A 19905-nucleotide genomic window follows, 5' to 3' on the forward strand; every position below is an offset into this window, starting at 1 on the left:
AGGAGTTTTTACAGGAGAATAGCGACATGACCTCTCTACCTTCTTATCTACTCCCCTAATTTGCGATTGTAGATGCATCTATGCTAAGAACGCTAAGCAGTTCACAACTTGACGAAGTGTTTCACAACAAACTGAATGTAGCGCTTTCTATCCCCAGCTCACTATCTCTGCCCTGGCTCGCTGAAATGGGGGCGATACGGCGTGGCGGCCACAACCACTTCCACGTCAACCCCGGTTGCGTCTTCGGTCCTGGCAGCGATTTCCTTCAGCTTTTCCGCCGGAACTTCCTTTAGTGATGAAGCCGCGGACGGTCGGTGAAGGGAATAAATCTGGGCTTTTTCGGGCTTTATTTCACCAACGCGTTCCATCCACACCGTCACCTGCCGCTCACCGATATTGCAAAATGCCCCGTCAACGAACATCGTCTGCAGGGTGACATTCCGCATAGATTTCAAACTTGCCAATATATCCTGATATTCAACCTGCGGGCAGGGGCGGTTTATCTCCCGAAATGTCTCAACGTCTCCGGCGTCGAGCTTCATTATCTTGAAGTCCAGCCTCTCCAATGCGGCACGCACCTTCTCCATCGTCACGGCTGAGGAATTCGACAGAACACCGAGACGGGCTGCAGGGCAATGCGCTTTCTTCAACGCAGCAGCGATATCTACAAGTTTAGCGAACTGAGGGTGCAGTGTGGGTTCTCCATTTCCGGAGAACGTGATGTTGTCTATTCCCTCGTTATTCTGCTCGACAAGCACGCGCTCCAGTGCGCTGGCAAAATCCTCTACGGTCGGAAAGTCCCTCACATATGGCACCGTGTCAAGCGTGCCGATATCGGTCCAGCCATACTGGCAGTACACGCAGTTGAAGGAACAGAGTTTATAGCGCACCGGTGAAACATTTAATCCGAGTGACCGACCCAGTCGCCGCGACCTTACCGGACCGTAAATGATGCCGGTTTTCAGCGGGATACCATGTGCCATTGAATCTGGCTTAGACGTCTGCTTTTCGGGCATGTTCAGTTGCGTAAAGACCTCCTCCGGTACCTCGGTCCACCTATAGTCAACATAGACGATTACGATTACCCTGTCAAATTCGGGTTACTTTGTTCCCAGATACCGTGGAGTCTGTCTGAGGACGATGAAAATGCCAGCCAGAATAAAGATGCCGCCGATGAACTCTTTGGCCGTGGGCGCCTCACCCAGGATGAAATAGCCCAGTAAAGTCGCTCCGATTGGCTCGCCGAGAATGGCCACCGAGACAAAGGTTACCGGTATCAGCCGCACCGCCAGGTTGAAACTCGAGTGCCCGATAAGCTGCGGGACGATTGCCAGCAGAACCATCATCAGGTAGGTCGTGCCGGAATAACCCGTAAAAGAGTACCCAAAGCCAGCGGTCGCCAGCAATAATATAACTGCCGCCCCGGTATAAATCACGGTCAGGTAGGGCAAAATCTCGATTCTGGCTTTCAGCTGACCGCCGATGATAAGGTAACCACCCATAGCGAAGCCGGCGATGAGGGCCAGCACATCTCCCAGAATGGCCCGTGAACCAAAGGCGAAGCCACCGTAGTTAATCAGCACTATGCCGATGAAAGCTATCGCCATGCCGCCGATGGTCAGCCGGTTCAGCACCTCGTGCCAGAGGAAGTAGGAGATGACCGCCACAAAGGCCGGGTGGCAGGTCACCAGGATAACCGAACTGGCAATGGAAGTATAGCTGAGCGAAGTTATCCAGAGCGCGAAGTGCAGCGCCAGAAAGAAGCTCGAGAGTATGAGAAGCAGACCGTCGCGCCCGGACAGCCGCTTCATACTCGGTATCGTCTTCTTATAGGCGAGTGGGATGAGAATGAGCGAGGCTATGGTCAAACGATAGGCAGCGATGACCAGCGGCGGCGCTTCCGCCAGGCGAATAAATATCGCCGCGAAGGAAACTGACACCACCCCGACCAGCAGGGCAAGATACGCTTTCACTCTAATGACTCGACCGTTTATTTCTGTTACACAAATCCTATTGATGAAGCGCTGCTTTGTCAATACGGGCGGACGGATAATTGCTACACTGCTACGTGTTATGCTACACTAGGTAACTGATTTTCCGCCCCGCTGACATTACCATAGGGGAGGTTCGCATTATGGATAAACGAATTCGCATAAAGGCAGGGTCGGTGGAAGCACTGGCGGAACTGAATGATACGGAGACCGCACAGGCGATCTGGGATGCCCTGCCCATCAAGGGACGCGCCAATACCTGGGGAGATGAAATATACTTCGGCATTCCCCTCAGCATTGCCCAGGAGAAAGGGCAGGACCTGGTGGAGGTCGGCGACCTGGGCTACTGGCCGCCGGGACAGGGGTTCTGCATCTTCTTTGGCCCCACACCGATGAGCGAAGGCGATAAACCCCGCCCGGCCAGCCCGGTTACCGTTTTCGGACAGGTCGTCGGTGATGCCACGGCCTTCAAACAGGTTGGCTCGGGCACCGAGGTGACCATCGATAAGGAAAGCTAACAACGGAATAGAACGCCGGGAGATGGCATCTTGAAGAGCGGCAATACTCGCTTTAAAGTGGTGTTACCGTTGGCTCCTGCGGGAGAATCGGAGAAGTACCCTCAGAAGTTCAGCGAACTGGGCGCAAAGTTCCTTGGCCAGCGCTGTGAAAACGATGACGAGTTCATCGCACTGGCCAGGGATGCCGATGTCATAATTACCGTTGGCAGCATTCGTCCCGTACCCCGTAAAATTATTGAGAACCTGGAGCAGTGCCGGCTCATCAGCAATACCCAGATCGGTTATGACAGTATCGATACTGCAGCGGCGGCGGAACGTGGTATTCTGGTGACCAACGTGCCCGACTACTGCGTGGGAGAGGTATCTGACCACGCCATGGCATTGATTCTGGCCTGTACCCGTAAAGTTATCCCGCTGGATAAATCCGTCAGGAAAGGGCAGTGGGGGCTTTCCGCAAGCGGCGTAGAAATCCAACAGCGCATATGGCCGACCATGACTCGACTGGAGGGCCAGACGCTCGGCCTGTTCGGCTTAGGCAGAGTAGCACGGGCGCTCGTTCCCAAGGCCAGAGGGTTCGGATTGCGCATCATCGCCCATGACCCGTATGTAGCTCCAGAGGTCGCCCGGCAGATGGACGTGGAAATGGTGGACTGGAAGCGTCTGCTGAACGAGTCCGACTTTATTTCCATACACGCCGCGTTGACCGAAGAGACCAGAAAAATCTTCAGTCATGACGCTTTCAGGGAAATGAAGGACACCGCCTGCCTTATCAATACTGCCCGCGGCGGTTTTGTTGACGAGGCGGCGCTTTTTCAGGCCCTTAAAGAAGGCAGGATTGCCATGGCGGCACTGGATGTTATGGACCCCGAACCACCCGACCCCAACAGCCCCCTGTTCACTCTGGAGAATTTCATCAGCACCTCCCATTCCGCCTTCTTTTCTCCGGACTCTGAGGCGGAACGCTGGCACCGTCCTGTTCTGGAGGTGGCGAGGGTAATGCGCGGCGAATGGCCCAAAGCCATCGTCAATCCTCAGGCCAAAGAGAAATACGTCTCCAGATGGGGAACAATGAAGGAGCCCGGCTAAAAAATCACCCGCGCTTGCCCCAGAGCAGTGCCGCGCAGGCCAGCGCTATGGTGACCAACACCACCGACACCCCCGTATAGGTGGCGTAGAAACCATATTGATCAAGGAGATAACCAATCAGCAGCGTTATCGCCGGGCCTCCCCGACTTCCCATATAGTAGATGCCGAGCACTGTGGAACGTTTCTGCGGTGACACATGGCTGATGATGTAGGCTTCCACCACCGGCATGCCGACATGCATCGCCGTACCCATGATGAGCAGTACAGCGTAGAAGCCTACGCCCAGAGATGCCAGATTCAAGAAATAAATGGCTGGCCCGGCAACGAGGCCGACGGCGATTATCACCGGTACCCTCCCAAAACGGTCCGATAGATAGCCACCCAGAGGCCCACCCCAGAGACCGCCGAAGAAGGCGATGGACAGCATAGCACCACCCCACTCTTCGCTGGTACCGAGCACATCAACTGCATAGAGTGGAACGAATTGGAGAGAGGAATATACCAGGACCATGCTGGCAATACCTAAAGCTATGAACGCTGACAGCCGGCGCAGGTCACGCGGTTCAGGTGGTCCTGTAGCCGAAGCGTCGGCTGCCTTCTTTCGAGCGGTATTGGTATACCCCATCCGCCCCAGGAACATGTAGAAGACTATCCCGAAGGCGATGGCAGGTATTGATATGGCAAGGAAAGTGCCACGCCACCCCAGGGCACTGGCGATACCGGCGGCAATCAATGGCGCCAGAAAGAAACTGCCCGTACCCCCAATCTGATGGATGCCCAGCGCTATGCCACGGCGCTCTGGCTTAACAGAAGCGGAGACCAGCGGTGATGCGGCGGGGTGGTAACCACCCCCCACCAGCCCCAGGATAACAAGGAAAAGCGCCAGGACAACGTAGTTCGGAGAGAGGCCAATCAACAGCCCGGCAAACGCCACTCCGGCAACGCCGACAGTGAGCATAATGCGTGGGCCAAGGCGGTCAGCCGCCCAGCCGGCGGGAAGCTGGCTGATGCCGTAGGCAATGTTATAGGCAAAAAGCAATCCGCCTATCTGAGTATAGGAGAGGGTAAAATCGTTACGGATAAAGGGCAGGAGAGGCGAAAGCAATGCCATCATCAGATGATGCCCAAAGTGAGCGACAACAAAGAGGGGCAACATTCCCGTCAGGAATGCTAAAGCTCCGCGTCTATTTATAACCGTATCCTTTCAAGGCGACCTCATGCCGAGCGTCGGTCGTAGCCAACTCTCCAACGGTGGCAATCAGAACAGAATTATACTCTTTTCCTGCTGCAATGACAAGAAAAACAACCGCCGCAGGCGGTAACGGTCATCTCTGGATAACCGGCCTGACCTTTTTCAGTATCAGGGTCAGCACTATGGCAATAAAGCTGGTAACTGCGGCGATGGTAAAAGCAAGCTGGTAACTCTGCGTCACATCAAAGATCTGACCGCCCACCCAGGCTCCGAGGGCGCCACCACTCGTGGCCCCGAAAACAATCACCCCGACCAAGGTAGCCACGGCGCGCAGACCGAAGAAACGCCCGACTAAGACCGGCATCTGCGGCACTTCACCGCCGTAAGCAAAGCCGAAGACAATGGCAAAAAGGTAGAACATCCACAGCTCCCGGGTAAAGATAAGAAAAGCAAGGGTGGACAGCATTATGATACAGCAGACCAGCAGGGCGTTATAGGCGCCTATGCGGTCGGAGGCGGCACCCATGAGCAGCCGGCCGACAAAGCTGCCGATACCAACGATACTGATGAAGGTGGCTGCAATCAGTGACGCAATCCCGATATCCGTAGCGTAGTTCACCAGGTGCACCATCACCATCTGCAGACAGAAATTGATTAGAAAATAGACGATAAAGAGCATCCAGAGCGGTTTATACCGTGCCGCCGCTTTCAAGGCGATGCCTTTTTCCCCAGCAGTCACTTCTTTCTGCCGTTCGTTATCTACTGCTGTAATTACTTCATCCTTCCCATAGGGACGAAGTCCTTTTTCAGCAGGGTCACGTCGCAGCATAAGCGCGCTTGGAATCATAATCGCCCAGGTCGCCGCGGCCAGAACCAGATATGCTGTTGACCAGCCGAAGGTAGTGATGAGGCGCTCAGAAACTGGCGCTATAATCAGGGTGCCCAGACCGGCACCGCTGGCGACAATGCCCAGAGCCAGTCCACGACGCTTGATAAACCAGCGGGCGGTGGTTGACGTGGTGGTGGTAAAACCAGCGCTCTCGCCTATACCAAAGATCAAGCCATAGGTCACATAAAACTGCCACAGCGTATTGACCTGACTGGTGAGCGCCAGCCCCACGCCAGCAATGAAGGCGCACGTTGCCATCACCCTGGCAGGTCCGAACCTATCAGCCAGCCACCCCACAGGGATGGCAAAGCCCCCATGGGAAATCATAAACAGGGAGTGCACACTAGAAGTGGCCGCACGGCTCCATCCAAAATCAGCAATTAGATGCTTGAAAAAGACACCGTAGCTGTAAATCAGCCCGACGTGCATCGACATGATAACGGTACTGGCAGCTACAATGACCCAACCGTAAAATAAGGTGCGTCTGGTAGCCTCAGGATTTTGGCGGTACTGATTGGCCGGTATCAGAAAAAATCCTCCTCATCATGGTGAACATCACGTCCCAACCCTAAAAGAATTCTACGCCATAGCCCCTAGATTTACAAAATGACATCGGCCGGAGTGCCTCACCGTTCTTTGCCAATTGTAAATCAACAATGTAAAATATGTGAGGTATCGAGGATATAGCAATTAGCGTTAGGAGGTCATTATACAGTGATGGGTACGCCAAACAATAACCCTCTGAAAATCACCGATCTAACCTTGCGTGACGGGCATCAGTCGAACCTGGCCACCCGCATGCGAACCGAAGACATGCTGCCTATTGCCGAAGAGATGAACAAGGCCGGGTTTTACTCCATGGAGGTCTGGGGGGGCGCTACGTTCGACGTAGCCTGCCGCTTCCTGAACGAAGACCCGTGGGATAGACCGCGTGCCCTGAAAAAGTTAATGCCGGACACTCCCCTGCAGATGCTCCTTCGCGGGCAGAACTTGGTCGGCTACCGCAATTACGCCGATGACCTTGTAATAGCTTTTGTGCATCACGCCGCGGAATGTGGCATTGACATTTTCCGTATCTTTGATGCCCTCAATGATGAGCGTAACCTGGAGACCTCCTGCAAAGCCGTGAAGGAATGCGGCAAACATGCCCAGCTTTCCATCTGCTACTCCCTCACCGAGCCCAAAATGGGCGGACCGGTATTCACCCTCGATTATTTTCTGGGTAAGGCGCGTATCCTGGAGGACATGGGCGCCGACAGCATCTGCATCAAGGACATGGCGGGACTTATTGCCCCCGATGACGCTTATACACTCGTCTCTGCCCTGAAGAAAACGGTCAAGTTGCCCATTCACCTTCACACTCATTACACCAGTGGCATGGGGTCAATGTCCCTCCTCAAGGCAGCGGAAGCGGGGGTGGACATGATTGACACCTGCGTGGCACCTTTCGCCCTGCGCACCTCGCACCCGGCGGTGGAACCGCTCATTGCTGCCCTGCGGGGTACGCCACGCGACCCCGGCCTGGACCTGGCGCAAATGCTGAAAATTGGCGACTACATCGAGTCCGTCGCGCCGAAATATCGCGACTTCCTGAACACCACACGTATGTCGGTCATTGACACGAATGTCCTGGTGCATCAGACTCCCGGCGGCATGATTTCCAATCTGGTGTCGCAGCTCAGACAGTCCAATGCCCTGGACCGCCTTGACGAGGTATACGCAGAAGTGCCCAAGGTCAGAAAGGAACTCGGTTACCCGCCGCTGGTCACCCCGACCAGCCAGATTGTCGGGGTACAGGCAGTCCAGAACGTTCTTGCCGGCCGCTACAAGCTGGTCTCAACGCAGGTGATGGACTACTGTTACGGGCTTTACGGCAAACCACCGGCGCCGATAGACCCCGAGGTGCAGAAAATGGTCCTCAAATTCTACAAGAAAGGTCAGGAACCAATCACCTGTCGTCCGGCGGACCTCATCGAGCCCGAGCTTGACGCTGCCAGAGAGCTGGTCAAAGACATCACCGATGACATCGGTGATGTAATCACGGCAGCTATCTACCCGATAACCGGACTGCGTTTCCTGAAGTGGAAGTACGGTCTTGAAGAACCGCCCGCCGAGGTCAAGGCCAAGACCCTGGAAGACGTGAAGCGGGAAGACGAGCTTATCGCCAAGGCCAAGGCTGGCCAGCTCGTCGAGAAGGCATAACCGCGCCATCAGCCCTAATTGACAGGCCTCAGTCCTGCCACAGACACTTTGGGGTTACCTTATAGTATCCATTCTGGCAGGGCGCGCCCTCGGTCAGGTAAAAGGCCCTCGCCGTCAGGTCCATTATGGCAGAAGATAGCGTGGCCAGATGCCGCGGCTCCTCTTCTCTATTATCAACATGTCGGCAGATGGAATTGGGATAGCTGAAGTGGTCGCGGAACACGCGCTGAAAGCTGCCAACATCGATATTGCCACACTCCTCTTCGATAAGGTGCCGTGCCCTATGAGCACGAAACAGAGTATCGGGAGCGATTGCCTTGAAGATGTCGACCATATCGGGGCGATTAATAAGGGCGATAAAATGATTGCTGTGTGTGAGGATGCCGCCATCCGGATGCAGGAAGCCGACGTCTAACGGCGATACCTCCAGGTCTATCGCCTCACCATCGCGGTGGACAATGAGGAAATTAAATGATACCGTCACTTTGGCATTCAAAACGGCCTTTATCGCCCGGCTGAGGCTGTCGGCATTGAGGACACTGCGCGCCACCACAAACAGCGGTGTGGTCGCTTCAAATTTATCCCGACTTGATACCAGGGCATTAATACAAATCCCTAATCCGGCTGAATTCATGCTCTTATGGACAAGCACTCCAGCTTCAGTATGGGTTACGATGTTTGGCTTTCCATCCTGCTCTATTTCCAGGATAACGCTCAGTCCCTGGAACCTCTCCTTGTAGTCCCAGTTCTGCCCCAGAATGGTGTGGCCGTTTTTGGTCACCGCGGGCATGGCGGCTATCGCGGTGCAGCCACCGCCTGCTCCCACCACCGCGCTCTGGGCGAATGTCATCTCGTACCGGGCGTTCAGCGCCACTATTTCTTCAACGGACAGGTCTGCTCCCTGGGCAATTCCCTGTATTTCCTCCAGTATCTCGGCGTCATATTCGCCAATAACAGGGACCAGACTGGAACAATGCTTCAGCACTTCAGGGCGCCTGGCACCCCATAGCGAACCCCACAGGTCAAAGTACAGCTCCAGATTTTTCCGTATCAGGCCTTTCACCTGAGAACCGTACTGCTTACCCCGTTCAAAGGGTTTCCCTTTTACTGAAATAACCGGTACTTGTGGTTTCATTAAAGCCTCCTTCTGGCCAGCGACCTCAGTAAAGTCGCACTATTACCAGTCTAATTTTATCAGTACAAATCCGTCAAGCGAAACGTTCAAGGGCTATTTTCTTCTTGCCTGTTCGGTGTATAATGGGGCAACAGGATAGTGACAAGTGAGGTCGTAGCGATGCTGAAAAAGGTTATCATCGCCGTCATTTTGCTTACCCTTCTCATTCCCTTTTCCGGCTGTGAGGAAATATCCGATTTAACTCAGGGAGTCTCCACATCCACATCACAGGCCAATCTTAAAATAGAGAAGTCAGTTGAGCTTGGCTCCGCCTGGCAGATGAAGCAGATAAGTTTCAGGGTGGACGCCGGACAGAAAGTGGAAATACTGCTCAAGCTTGCTGATGGTGATAAAGCGGACGGTTTTTTCTATCTGGAACGGGGCGATACCGTCGATTTCCGCATCACCGGTAAGTCGCAGTTGTATCGCTCTGCAGAGGGCGATAGATTTTCCTTCAGCGCCAGTCAAGCGCAGGGCGATACCTATACTTTGCTGTTCCGCAACACCGCTGATGAGGATGAAGGCCAGTTGATTACCGTTTTCCTGGAGGTTATTTATCCACTCAAGGGTGAAATCTACGTGCCGGTGGAGGATTAATTTTTTAAAGCATCATGCGCTTCACAACTGGAAATGCATGACTGGAGTTGAGCAGCTATGGAATGGCAGGCATTACTTATTGATGGCTACGGCAGGATTCTGGAAGTGTTGGAGAGGGCGTTGCGGGGAATGACCCCTGAGAACCTGGGCCAGCAGCCCAAACCCGACTGCAACAGCATGGGCTGGCTTGCCTGGCATCTGACCCGGGTGCAGGACGGCCATATTGCCGACCTGATGGAAGAGGCGCAGCTCTGGATAAGCGAAGGATGGCATGCCAGGTTCAATCGACCACCCGAGCCTGGGGACGTCGGTTTCGGGCACAGCCCGGAACAGGTGGCAGCTTTCAAGTCACCCGATGCTAAGATATTGCTGGATTACCACCGTGCCGTGCTGGAGCGGACCAAACGCTACATCCATTCGCTTTCGGCAGGCGACCTTGACCGGGAACTCGACGAGCCATGGTATCAGCCGCTTCCCACGATAGGTGTACGCCTTATCAGCGTTCTCGCCGATAACCTTCAGCACGCTGGCCAGATAGCTTATGTTCGAGGCCTCCTGAAAGGAAAGGGCTGGCTGGGATATTAGACAACCGCCTTCACAAGATGCTGTACTTTTGTTAAAGTTTTCTATTGTACGAAATGAAATATTCACTGGGAATAGATGTCGGCTCGGTTAACGTCAAACTCTGCCTTATCGATGACGGTAACCGCATCGTTCAGCTTGACAGCGAAAAAATAGCCACCAATCCCAAGGCAGCCATCAACGCGCTGCTTTCAAGGCTCGGGCAGGTGGTGCCGCTGGACGGTATTGGCAGCGCTGGCGTTTCCGGTTCAGGTAGAGGTGCTATCCCGGCAGAATTCAACTGGACGGAATACAGCAGCTCGCTGGCAATCGCATCCGGGCTGCTCAATTTATACCCCGAGACAAAGACCATAATCCAGATTGGCGGTCAAACTTCCCTGGTCATCGTCCTGGAAGACGGGTTGAAAAAACCGTGGAAGGTCACCTCAAACCCGCTCTGCGCTGCAGGAACGGGGAGATTTCTTGAGCAGCAGGCATACCGCCTCGGCATAAGCCTTGAGGATTTCTCCCGCCTCGCCCTCAAATGCCGGGACAAGCCGCCACGAATCGCCGCACGATGCAGCGTTTTTGCCAAAAGCGACCTCATCCACCTGCAGCAGAAGGGTGTTTCCATGGAGGCAATGCTCTATGCCCTCTGCGAGAGCATTGCCCGGATGGTCGCTTCCCTGAAGAAAGGTACTTTTGAAGAGCCAATTTGTTTCATAGGCGGCGTCGCGGCCAATAGCGCCATCGTCAGGGCACTCAACGAGGTGCTCTCAGCGAGAAATGGTCATGAGGTACAGGTCATTGTGCCGGAGGATTACCGGTATGTTGAAGCTCTCGGCACAGCTTTGCTTTCAAAGGAAAAAAGTTCCAGGGTCTGCCTGCTCCCCGAATCCGATGTGCGCCAGGACTATTTCGAAATGCCCCGACTTGAGAAAGTGTCTCTTCCAGGGAACGGGGCAAGCCTGAAAATCACCGAGCCCTGCCTCGGTTACCTCGGCGTCGATGTCGGCTCCACGAGCACCAAGGCAGTTATTATCGACAAGTCAGGCACTGAGATGCTGGCCAAAAACTACCTCATGACCGCCGGCCGTCCCATTGATGCGGTGAAGCAGGTGTTCAGTAACCTGCTTCTGGATGGTGCCGCCAAGGTCAGAATTGCCGGCGTGGGAGTTACCGGCTCAGGCAGGTATTTGGTCGGCAGTTTCATCGGGGCCGACCTCATCAAGAACGAAATCACCGCGCAGACAAGGGCTGCCGTTGAGATAGACCCGGAGGCCGACATCATCGAGATTGGCGGGCAGGATTCAAAGCTCGTCATCAAACGTAATGGCGTGGTTGTTGACTACCAGATGAACAAGGCATGCGCCGCCGGCACCGGGAGCTTCATCGACGAGCTGGCCGAAATGCTCGGCATCTCCGTGCACAATGGCGAGTTCGCCAACCTGTCCTTCAACGCCCCGCATACCATTGACCTGGGGACAAGGTGTGCCGCTTTCATGGGACAGGCCGTCGCCTCTACCCAGCAGGAAGGGGTGCCCCTTGAAGTAATCACCGCCAGCCTGGCCAATTCCATCGCCAAGAACTACCTTTCCAAAGTGGTGGGCCATCGTAAACTCGGGGATAAGGTTATCCTTACCGGCGCCGTCTTTTATAACCAGGCGGTGGTATCTGCCTTCCAGCAGCAGCTTGAGGATAAAACGCTGACCGTGGCCGAGCACCGCGAAGTGAGCGGTGCCATTGGCGCCGCCCTGCTCGCCAGGGAGTCAATGAATGGCCAGAAATCAGCATTCAAGGGATTCGGGCGGGTCGTAAAGAGCGAGTGTACACTTTCCACCTTCCTCTGCCAGGGATGCGATAACAACTGCACCATCACCCGAATGCATCTTCCCGGTGAGAAAGCTACCTTCTACGGCAGCCGCTGCGACCGCTATGACAGCACCATCAGCCAGGGTCGTCAGAAGACGTTCTTTGACGAGCGTGAGAAATTGCTCTTCCGCGATTATAAGGAAGGCGCAGGCTCCGGTCCCATCGTGGGCATCCCACGCGCCCTTCTGGCGTATGATTATGCACCACTGCTCATCGGTTTCCTGAATGCGCTTGATGCCCGGGTTGTTATGTCAACCCAGACGACCAAGGAAATCACAGAGCAGTCCGTTGAGCTAAGCTATACTGACAGCTGTTTCCCGCTTAAATTACTCCATGGACACATCGCTGCCATAGAGGACAAGGTTGATTACATTCTCTACCCCTGCTTCCTGCGTCTGGGCGATAAAGAAGGTGCCGAGAACCAGAAGTACGCCTGTCCGCTCATCCAGGCATCGCCGTTCATCGTGCGCCACGTGCTCAACCTCGGCGAACGCCTGCTGACACCGATTATCGATTTCAGCCAGGGCGACGAGGAGACGGTGAAGAATCTTATCGATGTGGCAGCGAAGCTGGGTTTCAGCCGTAAAAAGGGCCAGGAAGCCGCCCTTGCCGGCATTGAAGCGCAGGGTAAGTTCAAAAGCGATTGCCTGTCACTGGGTAAGAAATTATTGCAACAACTACGCAACAGCCGCCAGCTCGGCGTGGTGCTTTTCTCCCGTTCCTACATGTCGCAGGACTCGGGTGCCAACCTGGGGATAGCCGAAAAGCTGGCCCAGCTTGGCGTGGTGCCGATACCGCTGGATTTCCTGCCGCTGGAATCCGTCGACCCCAAGGAATACTCGGACCGCCCCTACTGGCACTACGAGAGCAAGTTCATCGCCGGCGGCGCCATGACGGTCGAAGACCCCCAACTCTACGGTCTGGCCCTCACCAACTTTGGCTGCGGCCCCAACTCCTTTATGCTCAAGATGCTGGCCGACATCATGGGCGGAAAGCCGCTCGGCGAACTGGAAATCGACGAGCATGCTGCCGAGGCGGGCATTGTTACCCGCCTTGAAGCATACGTGGATACGATAGCAAGCTATGCCCGGTCTACAAAGCACATTCCAGAGACAGGCAGGTACATTTACCGCGGTGCCTCCGCGATTATCAATCCGGAGAAGACGTTGCTTCTCCCCAGAATGTGCCCCCACGCCGATGTCATCGCGGAGGCCATCAATGTTTGCGGGGCACGGGCAATGGTGCTCCCTGAATCCGACGAACGCACTCTTCTCCTCAGCAATCAGGTTACCTCGGGAACGGAATGCCTCCCCTACCGTGTCACATTGGGCGACTTTATGAAGTTCTGCTATGACTGCGGCGATAATCTCAAGAATTACGAGGGCTTTATGGCCGGTGCATATGGGCCATGTCGGCTCGGTAAATATGTCGTCGAGCAGGGCCGGATATTGAAAGAATTCGGTTTTGACCTGCCGATGATAACCTCGGTTTCCAATAATGCCTACCGTGACCTGAACCTTGCACCTGGCTTTACCCGCCTTGCCTGGAACGGAATTGTGGCTGTGGACGGGCTACAAAGACTCCTCTGGCGTACCCGCCCCTATGAAAGAGAGAAAGGGTCAGCCGAAGTCTTGTTCGATGAATTTCTGAAACGGATTGCACAGCGAGTCCGCCGCAGGGAGCCGTTCTACGATGTCCTGCAGCAGGCAACCGCCGCCTTTAAGTCTATCATCGACCCGGACCTGCCGCCGCGTCCGCTCGTCGGCATAAACGGCGAGATATACCTGCGCTCCAACTGTTTCAGCAACCGCGACCTGGTTAAAGCGTGTGAAGAGGCCGGTCTTGAAGTTATCGTTTCCCCCGTTGGCGAGTGGATGAAGTATACTGCCCACCGCAACCTCGAAGATGCGGTGAAAGACCGGAATTTTAGAAAAGTAATCTCCAGCTACCTGAAGAAACTGGTTCAGGAACGCGATGAGCACAAGGTCTCCAGCCACTACCGCGAGCTACTCGATGGCAGAGAACCGTCTACAGCAGCCATGCTGGCCAAGTCTGACCTGTATCTATCGCCGCGTTGTGGCAGCGAGGCTGTCCTCAGCATCGGCAGCGGTGTGGAATGGATGGAGTCGCCAGTATTCGCCGGGGTAATCTCGGTAATGCCCCACGGCTGTATGCCCGGCGGCATCGTGGCCGCTATGGCGGAGAAATTCTGCGCTGTTTACCAGAAACCCTGGATAAGCCTCACCTATGACGGTTTCCTTGAAACGAACAACGCCGCCAGAATCAGCAATTTTGCCGAGCAGCTCAGATTCTGCCGACAGGAAGCCAAAACTATCTAGTATGAACGCGCAGTGGCATAACCTCTCCCCCAGTGAAGCTCTTGAGGCACTTGGTTCTCGACGTTCCGGACTCGATTTTACCGAGGCCAGGTCCCGCCTGCTGCAGTATGGCCCTAATGAGCTGAAGGGCAAGAAGAAGACCCCGCCGGTAATAGTATTCCTGAGGCAGTTTCTCAGTCCTCTCATTTACGTTCTGATGGTCGCCGCCATCATTTCCCTCATCGTCGAGCATTTCATTGACGCCGGAGTTATTCTCGGCGTACTGGTGCTAAATGCCGCCATCGGCTTCATACAGGAGGCGCGCGCCGAAAAAGCAATGGAGGCGCTCATCCAGATGGCGGCGCCCAGGGCCCGCATCAGGCGTGATGGTAATATCAGGTTGATTTCCGCCCGAGAAGTTGTTCCCGGCGATATGGTGCTGCTGGAAACAGGCGACCGCGTCCCGGCCGACGCCAGACTCATTGAGGTATCCAATTTAAAGGTCAATGAAGCCATGCTCACCGGCGAATCCATGCCGGTAGATAAAAGCACCGATGCCATCCGCGAGGATGTACCCATGGCCGAGAGAAAGAACATGGTACACATGGGCACCATCGTCAATTACGGTCGGGCCACGGCCATGGCCGTCAGAACCGGCATGGCAACTGATATCGGTCAGATCGCCACCGCCATCCAGGAAATCAAGCCGGAGAAGACACCCCTCCAGAAAAACATAAGCAAGGTTAGTCGGTACATAGTTGTTCTCTTCCTCGGCATATGTGCCCTGCTGGTGGCGGTCGGTTTGCTCAAGGGACTGGACCGGCTGGAGATCTTCCTGCTGGCCGTGGCGGCAGCCGTTTCCGCCATACCGGAGGGCTTGCCCACCGTGGTGACCGTGGTGCTGGCGGTGGGCATGCGTATAATGGCCCGACGCAACGCCATCATCCGCAAACTGGTGGCCGTGGAGACTCTCGGCTCGGCCACCGTCATCTGCTCCGATAAAACCGGAACACTGACGCTGAACGAGATGACCGTGCAACGTCTGTATGCGGACGGCCAGTGGATTGAAATAACCGGCGAAGGCTACATTCCACATGGGGAATTCCGCCGCGATGGGCAGCTGATTGACCCGCAAAACGAGCCTGTAATCAACTTAATACTGCGTATAGGCGCGCTCTGCAACGACTCCTTCCTGACCAGACGGGATAATGATGAGTGCTGTGATATCTACGGCGACCCAACGGAGGGGGCATTGCTCGTTGCTGCGACCAAAGCGGGAATGAACAAGGAAAAACTGGAAAAAGCCTTCCCCCGCCTTGACGAAATCCCGTTTCAGAGTGAAAAGCAGTATATGGCCACTCTTCACCCGCGCGACGGTGGCCGGGTGGTCTATGTCAAGGGCTCGGTGGAAAAGATGCTGGCGCTCAGCAAGTATAGATTCAAAGGAGGCCAGGTTGTCCCCCTCACCGAAAAGGACGCCGATGTCATCATGCAGGCCAATACGGATATGGCCAGTCAGGCGTTAAGGGTTATTGCCGCCGCCTATGTCGAACTCCCGAGCGAGCTGGAGGATTTAAAGGACGAAAATATCAGAGGCAACCTGGTGTTTGTCGGCCTGGCGGGCATGGCTGACCTGCCTCGAGAGGAGGCAAAGGAAGCAGTACGGCTGTGCAAGCAGGCGGGCATCAGGGTGGTGATGATAACCGGCGACCATAAAGTCACCGCGGAATCAATCGCCCGTCAACTGGAACTGCCGCCAGGGAAAACGGTGACCGGCCTGGAGCTCCACCAGATGAGTGATGAAGAACTATATACCCAGGTGGAAGATGTTTCCGTTTTTGCCCGCATTGAGCCGCTGCACAAGCTCAGAATTGTAAACGCATTGAAGAGCCACGGCCACGTGGTTGCCATGACCGGCGACGGCGTCAATGATGCGCCGGCGTTGAAAACAGCCAATATCGGCATTGCCATGGGCATCACCGGCACAGATGTTGCCAAGGAAAGCTCGGACATGATACTGGCCGATGACAATTTCGCATCGGTGGTCGCTGCAGTGGAGGAAGGTAGAGCCATTTTCAACCGGCTGCGCAACGTCCTCTTTTTCCTGCTGAGCACCAACCTGGGAGAGCTCCTCGCCCTTTCTCTGGCACTCCTTTTCGTGGGCAAGGCACCTCTCCTGGCGGTTCAGATTATCTGGGTGAACCTGGTCACGGATACCACGGCGGCGGTGCCCCTTGGACTGGAACCAAAGGTCGGTGATGAACTTAGACAGCCACCCCGCCATCCCGGAGTGGGGATAATCTTCCCCGGTCTGCTCCTCCGCATCATCTTCATGGCTACATTCATGGGCGTGGGTGTATTTCTCGTTTTCCGCTGGGCGGAGCCCAGAATGAGCATAGAAGAAGCGCGCACCATTACCTTCTGCACCATAGTTGCTTTCGAGTGGTTCCGCGCCTTTAATGCGCGCTCCGATGTGTATACCATCTTCCGACTGGGCATCCTCCGCAACCGCTGGCTCCTCATGTCAATTGCCGGCGCCATAGTCCTCCAGTTAATCGTTGTCTACGCGCCATTCATGCAGGTAGCCTTCAGCACGGTACCGCTGACTGCGGATAAATGGGGGATAGTGCTCCTCGCCGGAGGCTCCCTGTTTGTCATCGAGGAAACCAGGAAAACACTGTTCCCCGGGCTCTTCAGTCTGGGCAGGTGGCGTCCATTGAAAAAAGCTAACGCTTGATGATAAACAGAACAGGGGGAGACCTGTCGCCAGTTCCTCGTCGAATTCCGGGCTGCTGAACCAGCAATCGTGGAAATCTACTCGAGCGTGATTTTACCTTCTTTGAGGAGCTTCTGATAACAGGACCTTAGCTCGCTGGCTGTATCCTCCGGCAGGGCAGTGCTGATGTAAATGCCGGAGCCCATTTCAAAGCCAGCGATGGTGGTAAGCCGGGGGATAATACGGATATGCCAGTGGTAATACGGGTCTTCCTCATCCTCGGTCAGCGTACTGTCGACCATCAGGTTGAAGGCGGGATTGTCCAGCGACTCATACAGACAGAGGAGAACGTTTTTCAGCGCTTTGGCTAACTGGTTCAGGTATGTGTCCGGGAAGAGGCCAAAGGAAGCACAGTGCTCTTTGGGCATAATCCATGTCTCATAGGGAGCATGTGAGGCATAAGGCTGAAAGACCACGAACTGTTCGGTCTTGACCACGACTCTCTGACCTTTATCCAGTTCCCCCGCCAGTAAATCGCAGTACAGACACCTGCCCCGGTCGATATAATACTCGTGGGCAATATCGAACTGATGGTGGTAAGAAGGCGCCACGATGGGCGTGGCCACTATCTGCGAGTGCGGATGTATGAGCGAGGTGCCCGATGCCCAGCCATGATTCTTGAAGATGGTTATGAATTTCAGGTATTTTTCCTTTTTCAACGCGTTATACCGCTCCTGGTAGGCGATAAGCACCTTCTCCACCTGCTCGTAACTCATCAACGCCATGGGCGTGTTGTGCGATGGCGTTTCGATGATGACCTCATGTGCCCCGATGCCATCCATTTTACGGAATAACCGCGCTTCCTCCACGATGTCTCCATTTTCACCCGGCGTTAGCGCGGCAAATCGATTGGGCACCACCCTCACTTCCCAAGGAGTCCCATGGTCCGATAGAGGAAGCCGAAAAACTTCCGGAGGTGTTAGTTCTTCATTGCCCGGGCAGAAGGGGCAGGAGGAATCCCAGCTTGGCAATTCATCGGCGGGTCTGGCGCGGTGTTTTTGCTGAGGGCGCTTGGCCCTTTCCGGCGCCAGTATCACCCAGAACTTGGTGGTGGGGTCCTGTCTGAGCTCTGACATCCTGTTAGCCTCTTTCCTGAATATCCGGATTATTTACGATGGTGATTTTATTCCTTACGGGAAGGACGGTGCCGTTTTGGTCTTATCGTTTCACCGCTCTGGACAATTAAACTGCGGAAGTCCCTCTCGGTAACATTACCGGCAATGGCGCAATTACGACCTATCTTTACGCCCTCCGGAATTTTGGCTCCCTTTCCCACGACGGTGAGGCCAGTGTTAAGTATGGTCGGTTCCTCACGGTTGACCTGGAAATCATTGCCGGTGCCCACGTGACTTCCCGCTTCAATGATAACCCCTTTATCGAGGATGGAATAATCAATTACGCTTTCCCGGCCGATCACCGCGTCATTCATAATCACCGAGTATTTAATCACAGCATTGGCTGCCACTCTGACTCCGGGAGAAAGAATTGAATTCTCCACCCGGCCTTCAATGATGCAGCCATGCGATACCATGCTATTGACCACGTCACCGCGGTGGGTAATGACTGTCGGCGACCTGGGCTCATCTTCCTTGGTGCGAATCGGCCAGTCGGCGCTGAAACTGATTGATGGTGGCGAGTCGAGCAATCGCATATTGGCTTCCCAGTAGCTTCGGATGGTACCGACATCCCGCCAGTATCCTTCAAAGTTATAGCTATAAAGCCGGCAGTTGCCGACCAGCTGCGGAAAGATATCCCGGCCAAAATCGCGTTTGGAGGAACGACGCTGTGCATCATCCTCCAGTACCTGGTGCAGCAGCTCCCTCTGGAACACATACACGCCCATGGAAACAAGGTCGCTCTTCGGTTCTTTTACCTTTTCCTGGAAGCCGGTAACCTGCTGATTCTCGTCAACGGTTACCGTGCCAAAATGTATCAGCTCATCTCTCGGCAGACGGGTGGCCGCAAGGGTGGCATCCGCCTGGTTTTTACGATGGAAATCAATCATATCGTTGTAGTCCATCTTATAGATATGGTCTCCGCTCAGTACCACCACCAGTTCTGCATCCTGCTCCTCAATGAACTGCCAGTTCTGATAGACGGCATCCGCCGTACCTTTATACCAGTCCCGGCCTTCCTCGCGCGCCAGGTAGGGGTGCAGGAGCTGTATTCTGCCATCGGGACGGGCAAATCCCCAGGGCACGCCGATGCCGATATGGTCCGTCAGTGAGCGGGGTTGATATTGGGTAAGTATGGCTACATTGTAGATGCCGGAATTGACGCAGTTGCTCAAGGTGAAGTCTATAATGCGGTATTTGCCGGCAAAAGGGATTGCCGGTTTCGTCCTCTCCCCCGCCAGTATTCCCAGCCGCTCTCCCGTACCACCTGCCAGAATAATAGCCACGACTCCTTCCATCGTAATCACTACCTCCCCTGTGCTGTTTTGGGTAGCTTTCTACCCGGTTACCCGCAAATGCACATTACGGGTGACTACTCGGTTCGTCGGGCTGTGCGTAGTGGAAACGCCGTTTCCCCTATTATATCTGTTTGTGCCAATATGTCAAATACCTTTCGATTGGAGAAGGATTTGTGATAAAGTAATAACGGAGGTTGAAGAGGATAGACAATTATGCCTACTCTGCGGGCTTTTATCACCAATATGTCAGCGCCAATGCCCTTTCCCCGGAAGGTCTACCTTCTATTTCGGAATAACTTTATCAAAATCATAAGAA

At 54.7% G+C, this 19905-nt stretch carries 14 protein-coding genes; 7 read left to right on the forward strand and 7 right to left on the reverse strand.

Going from position 1 to position 19905, the window contains the following annotated elements; translation table 11 throughout:
• Positions 1-161: 161 nt before the first annotated feature.
• Positions 162-983: a radical SAM protein gene (locus KKD83_07820; GenBank protein MBU2536051.1), complete on the reverse strand. Its 822-nt coding sequence runs from the start codon at positions 981-983 to the stop codon at positions 162-164.
• A 117-nt stretch (positions 984-1100) separates the two neighbouring features.
• Positions 1101-1979 carry a DMT family transporter gene (locus KKD83_07825; GenBank protein MBU2536052.1) on the reverse strand — a complete coding sequence of 293 codons (879 nt, stop codon included), beginning with the start codon at positions 1977-1979 and terminating at the stop codon, positions 1101-1103.
• Positions 1980-2134: 155 nt separating this feature from the next.
• On the opposite strand from KKD83_07825, the gene KKD83_07830 reads away from it, so the two are divergent.
• Both KKD83_07830 and KKD83_07835 read left to right on the forward strand, forming a co-directional pair.
• Entirely contained in the window at positions 2135-2509 is a 375-nt protein-coding gene (locus tag KKD83_07830; GenBank protein ID MBU2536053.1) for a hypothetical protein, read from the forward strand.
• 30 nt (positions 2510-2539) lie between these two features.
• Entirely contained in the window at positions 2540-3595 is a 1056-nt protein-coding gene (locus KKD83_07835; GenBank protein MBU2536054.1) for a C-terminal binding protein, read from the forward strand.
• Between the two features lie 4 nt (positions 3596-3599).
• Here the strand turns inward: KKD83_07835 and KKD83_07840 are convergent, their stop codons facing one another.
• Positions 3600-4709 (reverse strand): MFS transporter, encoded by a 1110-nt coding sequence (locus tag KKD83_07840; GenBank protein MBU2536055.1) that lies wholly within the window; start codon positions 4707-4709, stop codon positions 3600-3602.
• A 211-nt stretch (positions 4710-4920) separates the two neighbouring features.
• Complete coding sequence (locus KKD83_07845) at positions 4921-6111, reverse strand: MFS transporter (GenBank protein ID MBU2536056.1); 1191 nt, start codon at positions 6109-6111, stop codon at positions 4921-4923.
• A gap of 282 nt (positions 6112-6393) precedes the next feature.
• Here KKD83_07845 and KKD83_07850 point away from each other — a divergent pair, with 282 nt between their 5' ends.
• The gene (locus tag KKD83_07850; GenBank protein ID MBU2536057.1) at positions 6394-7878 is read left to right on the forward strand and encodes a pyruvate carboxylase subunit B; all 1485 of its coding nucleotides are present in this window, start codon (positions 6394-6396) and stop codon (positions 7876-7878) included.
• Positions 7879-7906: 28 nt separating this feature from the next.
• Here KKD83_07850 and KKD83_07855 read toward each other — a convergent pair whose 3' ends face one another.
• On the reverse strand, positions 7907-9013 hold the full coding sequence (locus KKD83_07855) for a C45 family peptidase (GenBank protein MBU2536058.1): 1107 nt from the start codon (positions 9011-9013) through the stop codon (positions 7907-7909).
• Positions 9014-9151: 138 nt separating this feature from the next.
• On the opposite strand from KKD83_07855, the gene KKD83_07860 reads away from it, so the two are divergent.
• The 4 genes from KKD83_07860 to KKD83_07875 are packed head-to-tail and all read left to right on the forward strand — an operon-like array spanning position 9152 to position 17137.
• A complete protein-coding gene (locus KKD83_07860; GenBank protein MBU2536059.1) occupies positions 9152-9649 on the forward strand; it encodes a hypothetical protein in 498 nt (165 codons plus the stop codon).
• Positions 9650-9706: 57 nt separating this feature from the next.
• Entirely contained in the window at positions 9707-10234 is a 528-nt protein-coding gene (locus tag KKD83_07865; protein ID MBU2536060.1) for a DinB family protein, read from the forward strand.
• A gap of 53 nt (positions 10235-10287) precedes the next feature.
• Complete coding sequence (locus KKD83_07870; GenBank protein MBU2536061.1) at positions 10288-14421, forward strand: hypothetical protein; 4134 nt, start codon at positions 10288-10290, stop codon at positions 14419-14421.
• 1 nt (position 14422) lies between these two features.
• On the forward strand, positions 14423-17137 hold the full coding sequence (locus KKD83_07875) for an HAD-IC family P-type ATPase (GenBank protein ID MBU2536062.1): 2715 nt from the start codon (positions 14423-14425) through the stop codon (positions 17135-17137).
• A gap of 77 nt (positions 17138-17214) precedes the next feature.
• On the opposite strand, the gene galT is transcribed toward KKD83_07875, so the two are convergent.
• Positions 17215-18252, reverse strand: a complete 1038-nt coding sequence (gene galT, locus KKD83_07880) for a galactose-1-phosphate uridylyltransferase (GenBank protein ID MBU2536063.1) — start codon at positions 18250-18252, stop codon at positions 17215-17217.
• A gap of 47 nt (positions 18253-18299) precedes the next feature.
• Positions 18300-19589 carry a glucose-1-phosphate adenylyltransferase subunit GlgD gene (gene glgD / locus KKD83_07885; GenBank protein MBU2536064.1) on the reverse strand — a complete coding sequence of 430 codons (1290 nt, stop codon included), beginning with the start codon at positions 19587-19589 and terminating at the stop codon, positions 18300-18302.
• Positions 19590-19905: the final 316 nt, after the last annotated feature.

It is taken from the genome of Chloroflexota bacterium, from assembly GCA_018829775.1.
Lineage (GTDB): Bacteria > Chloroflexota > Dehalococcoidia > Dehalococcoidales > RBG-16-60-22 > E44-bin89.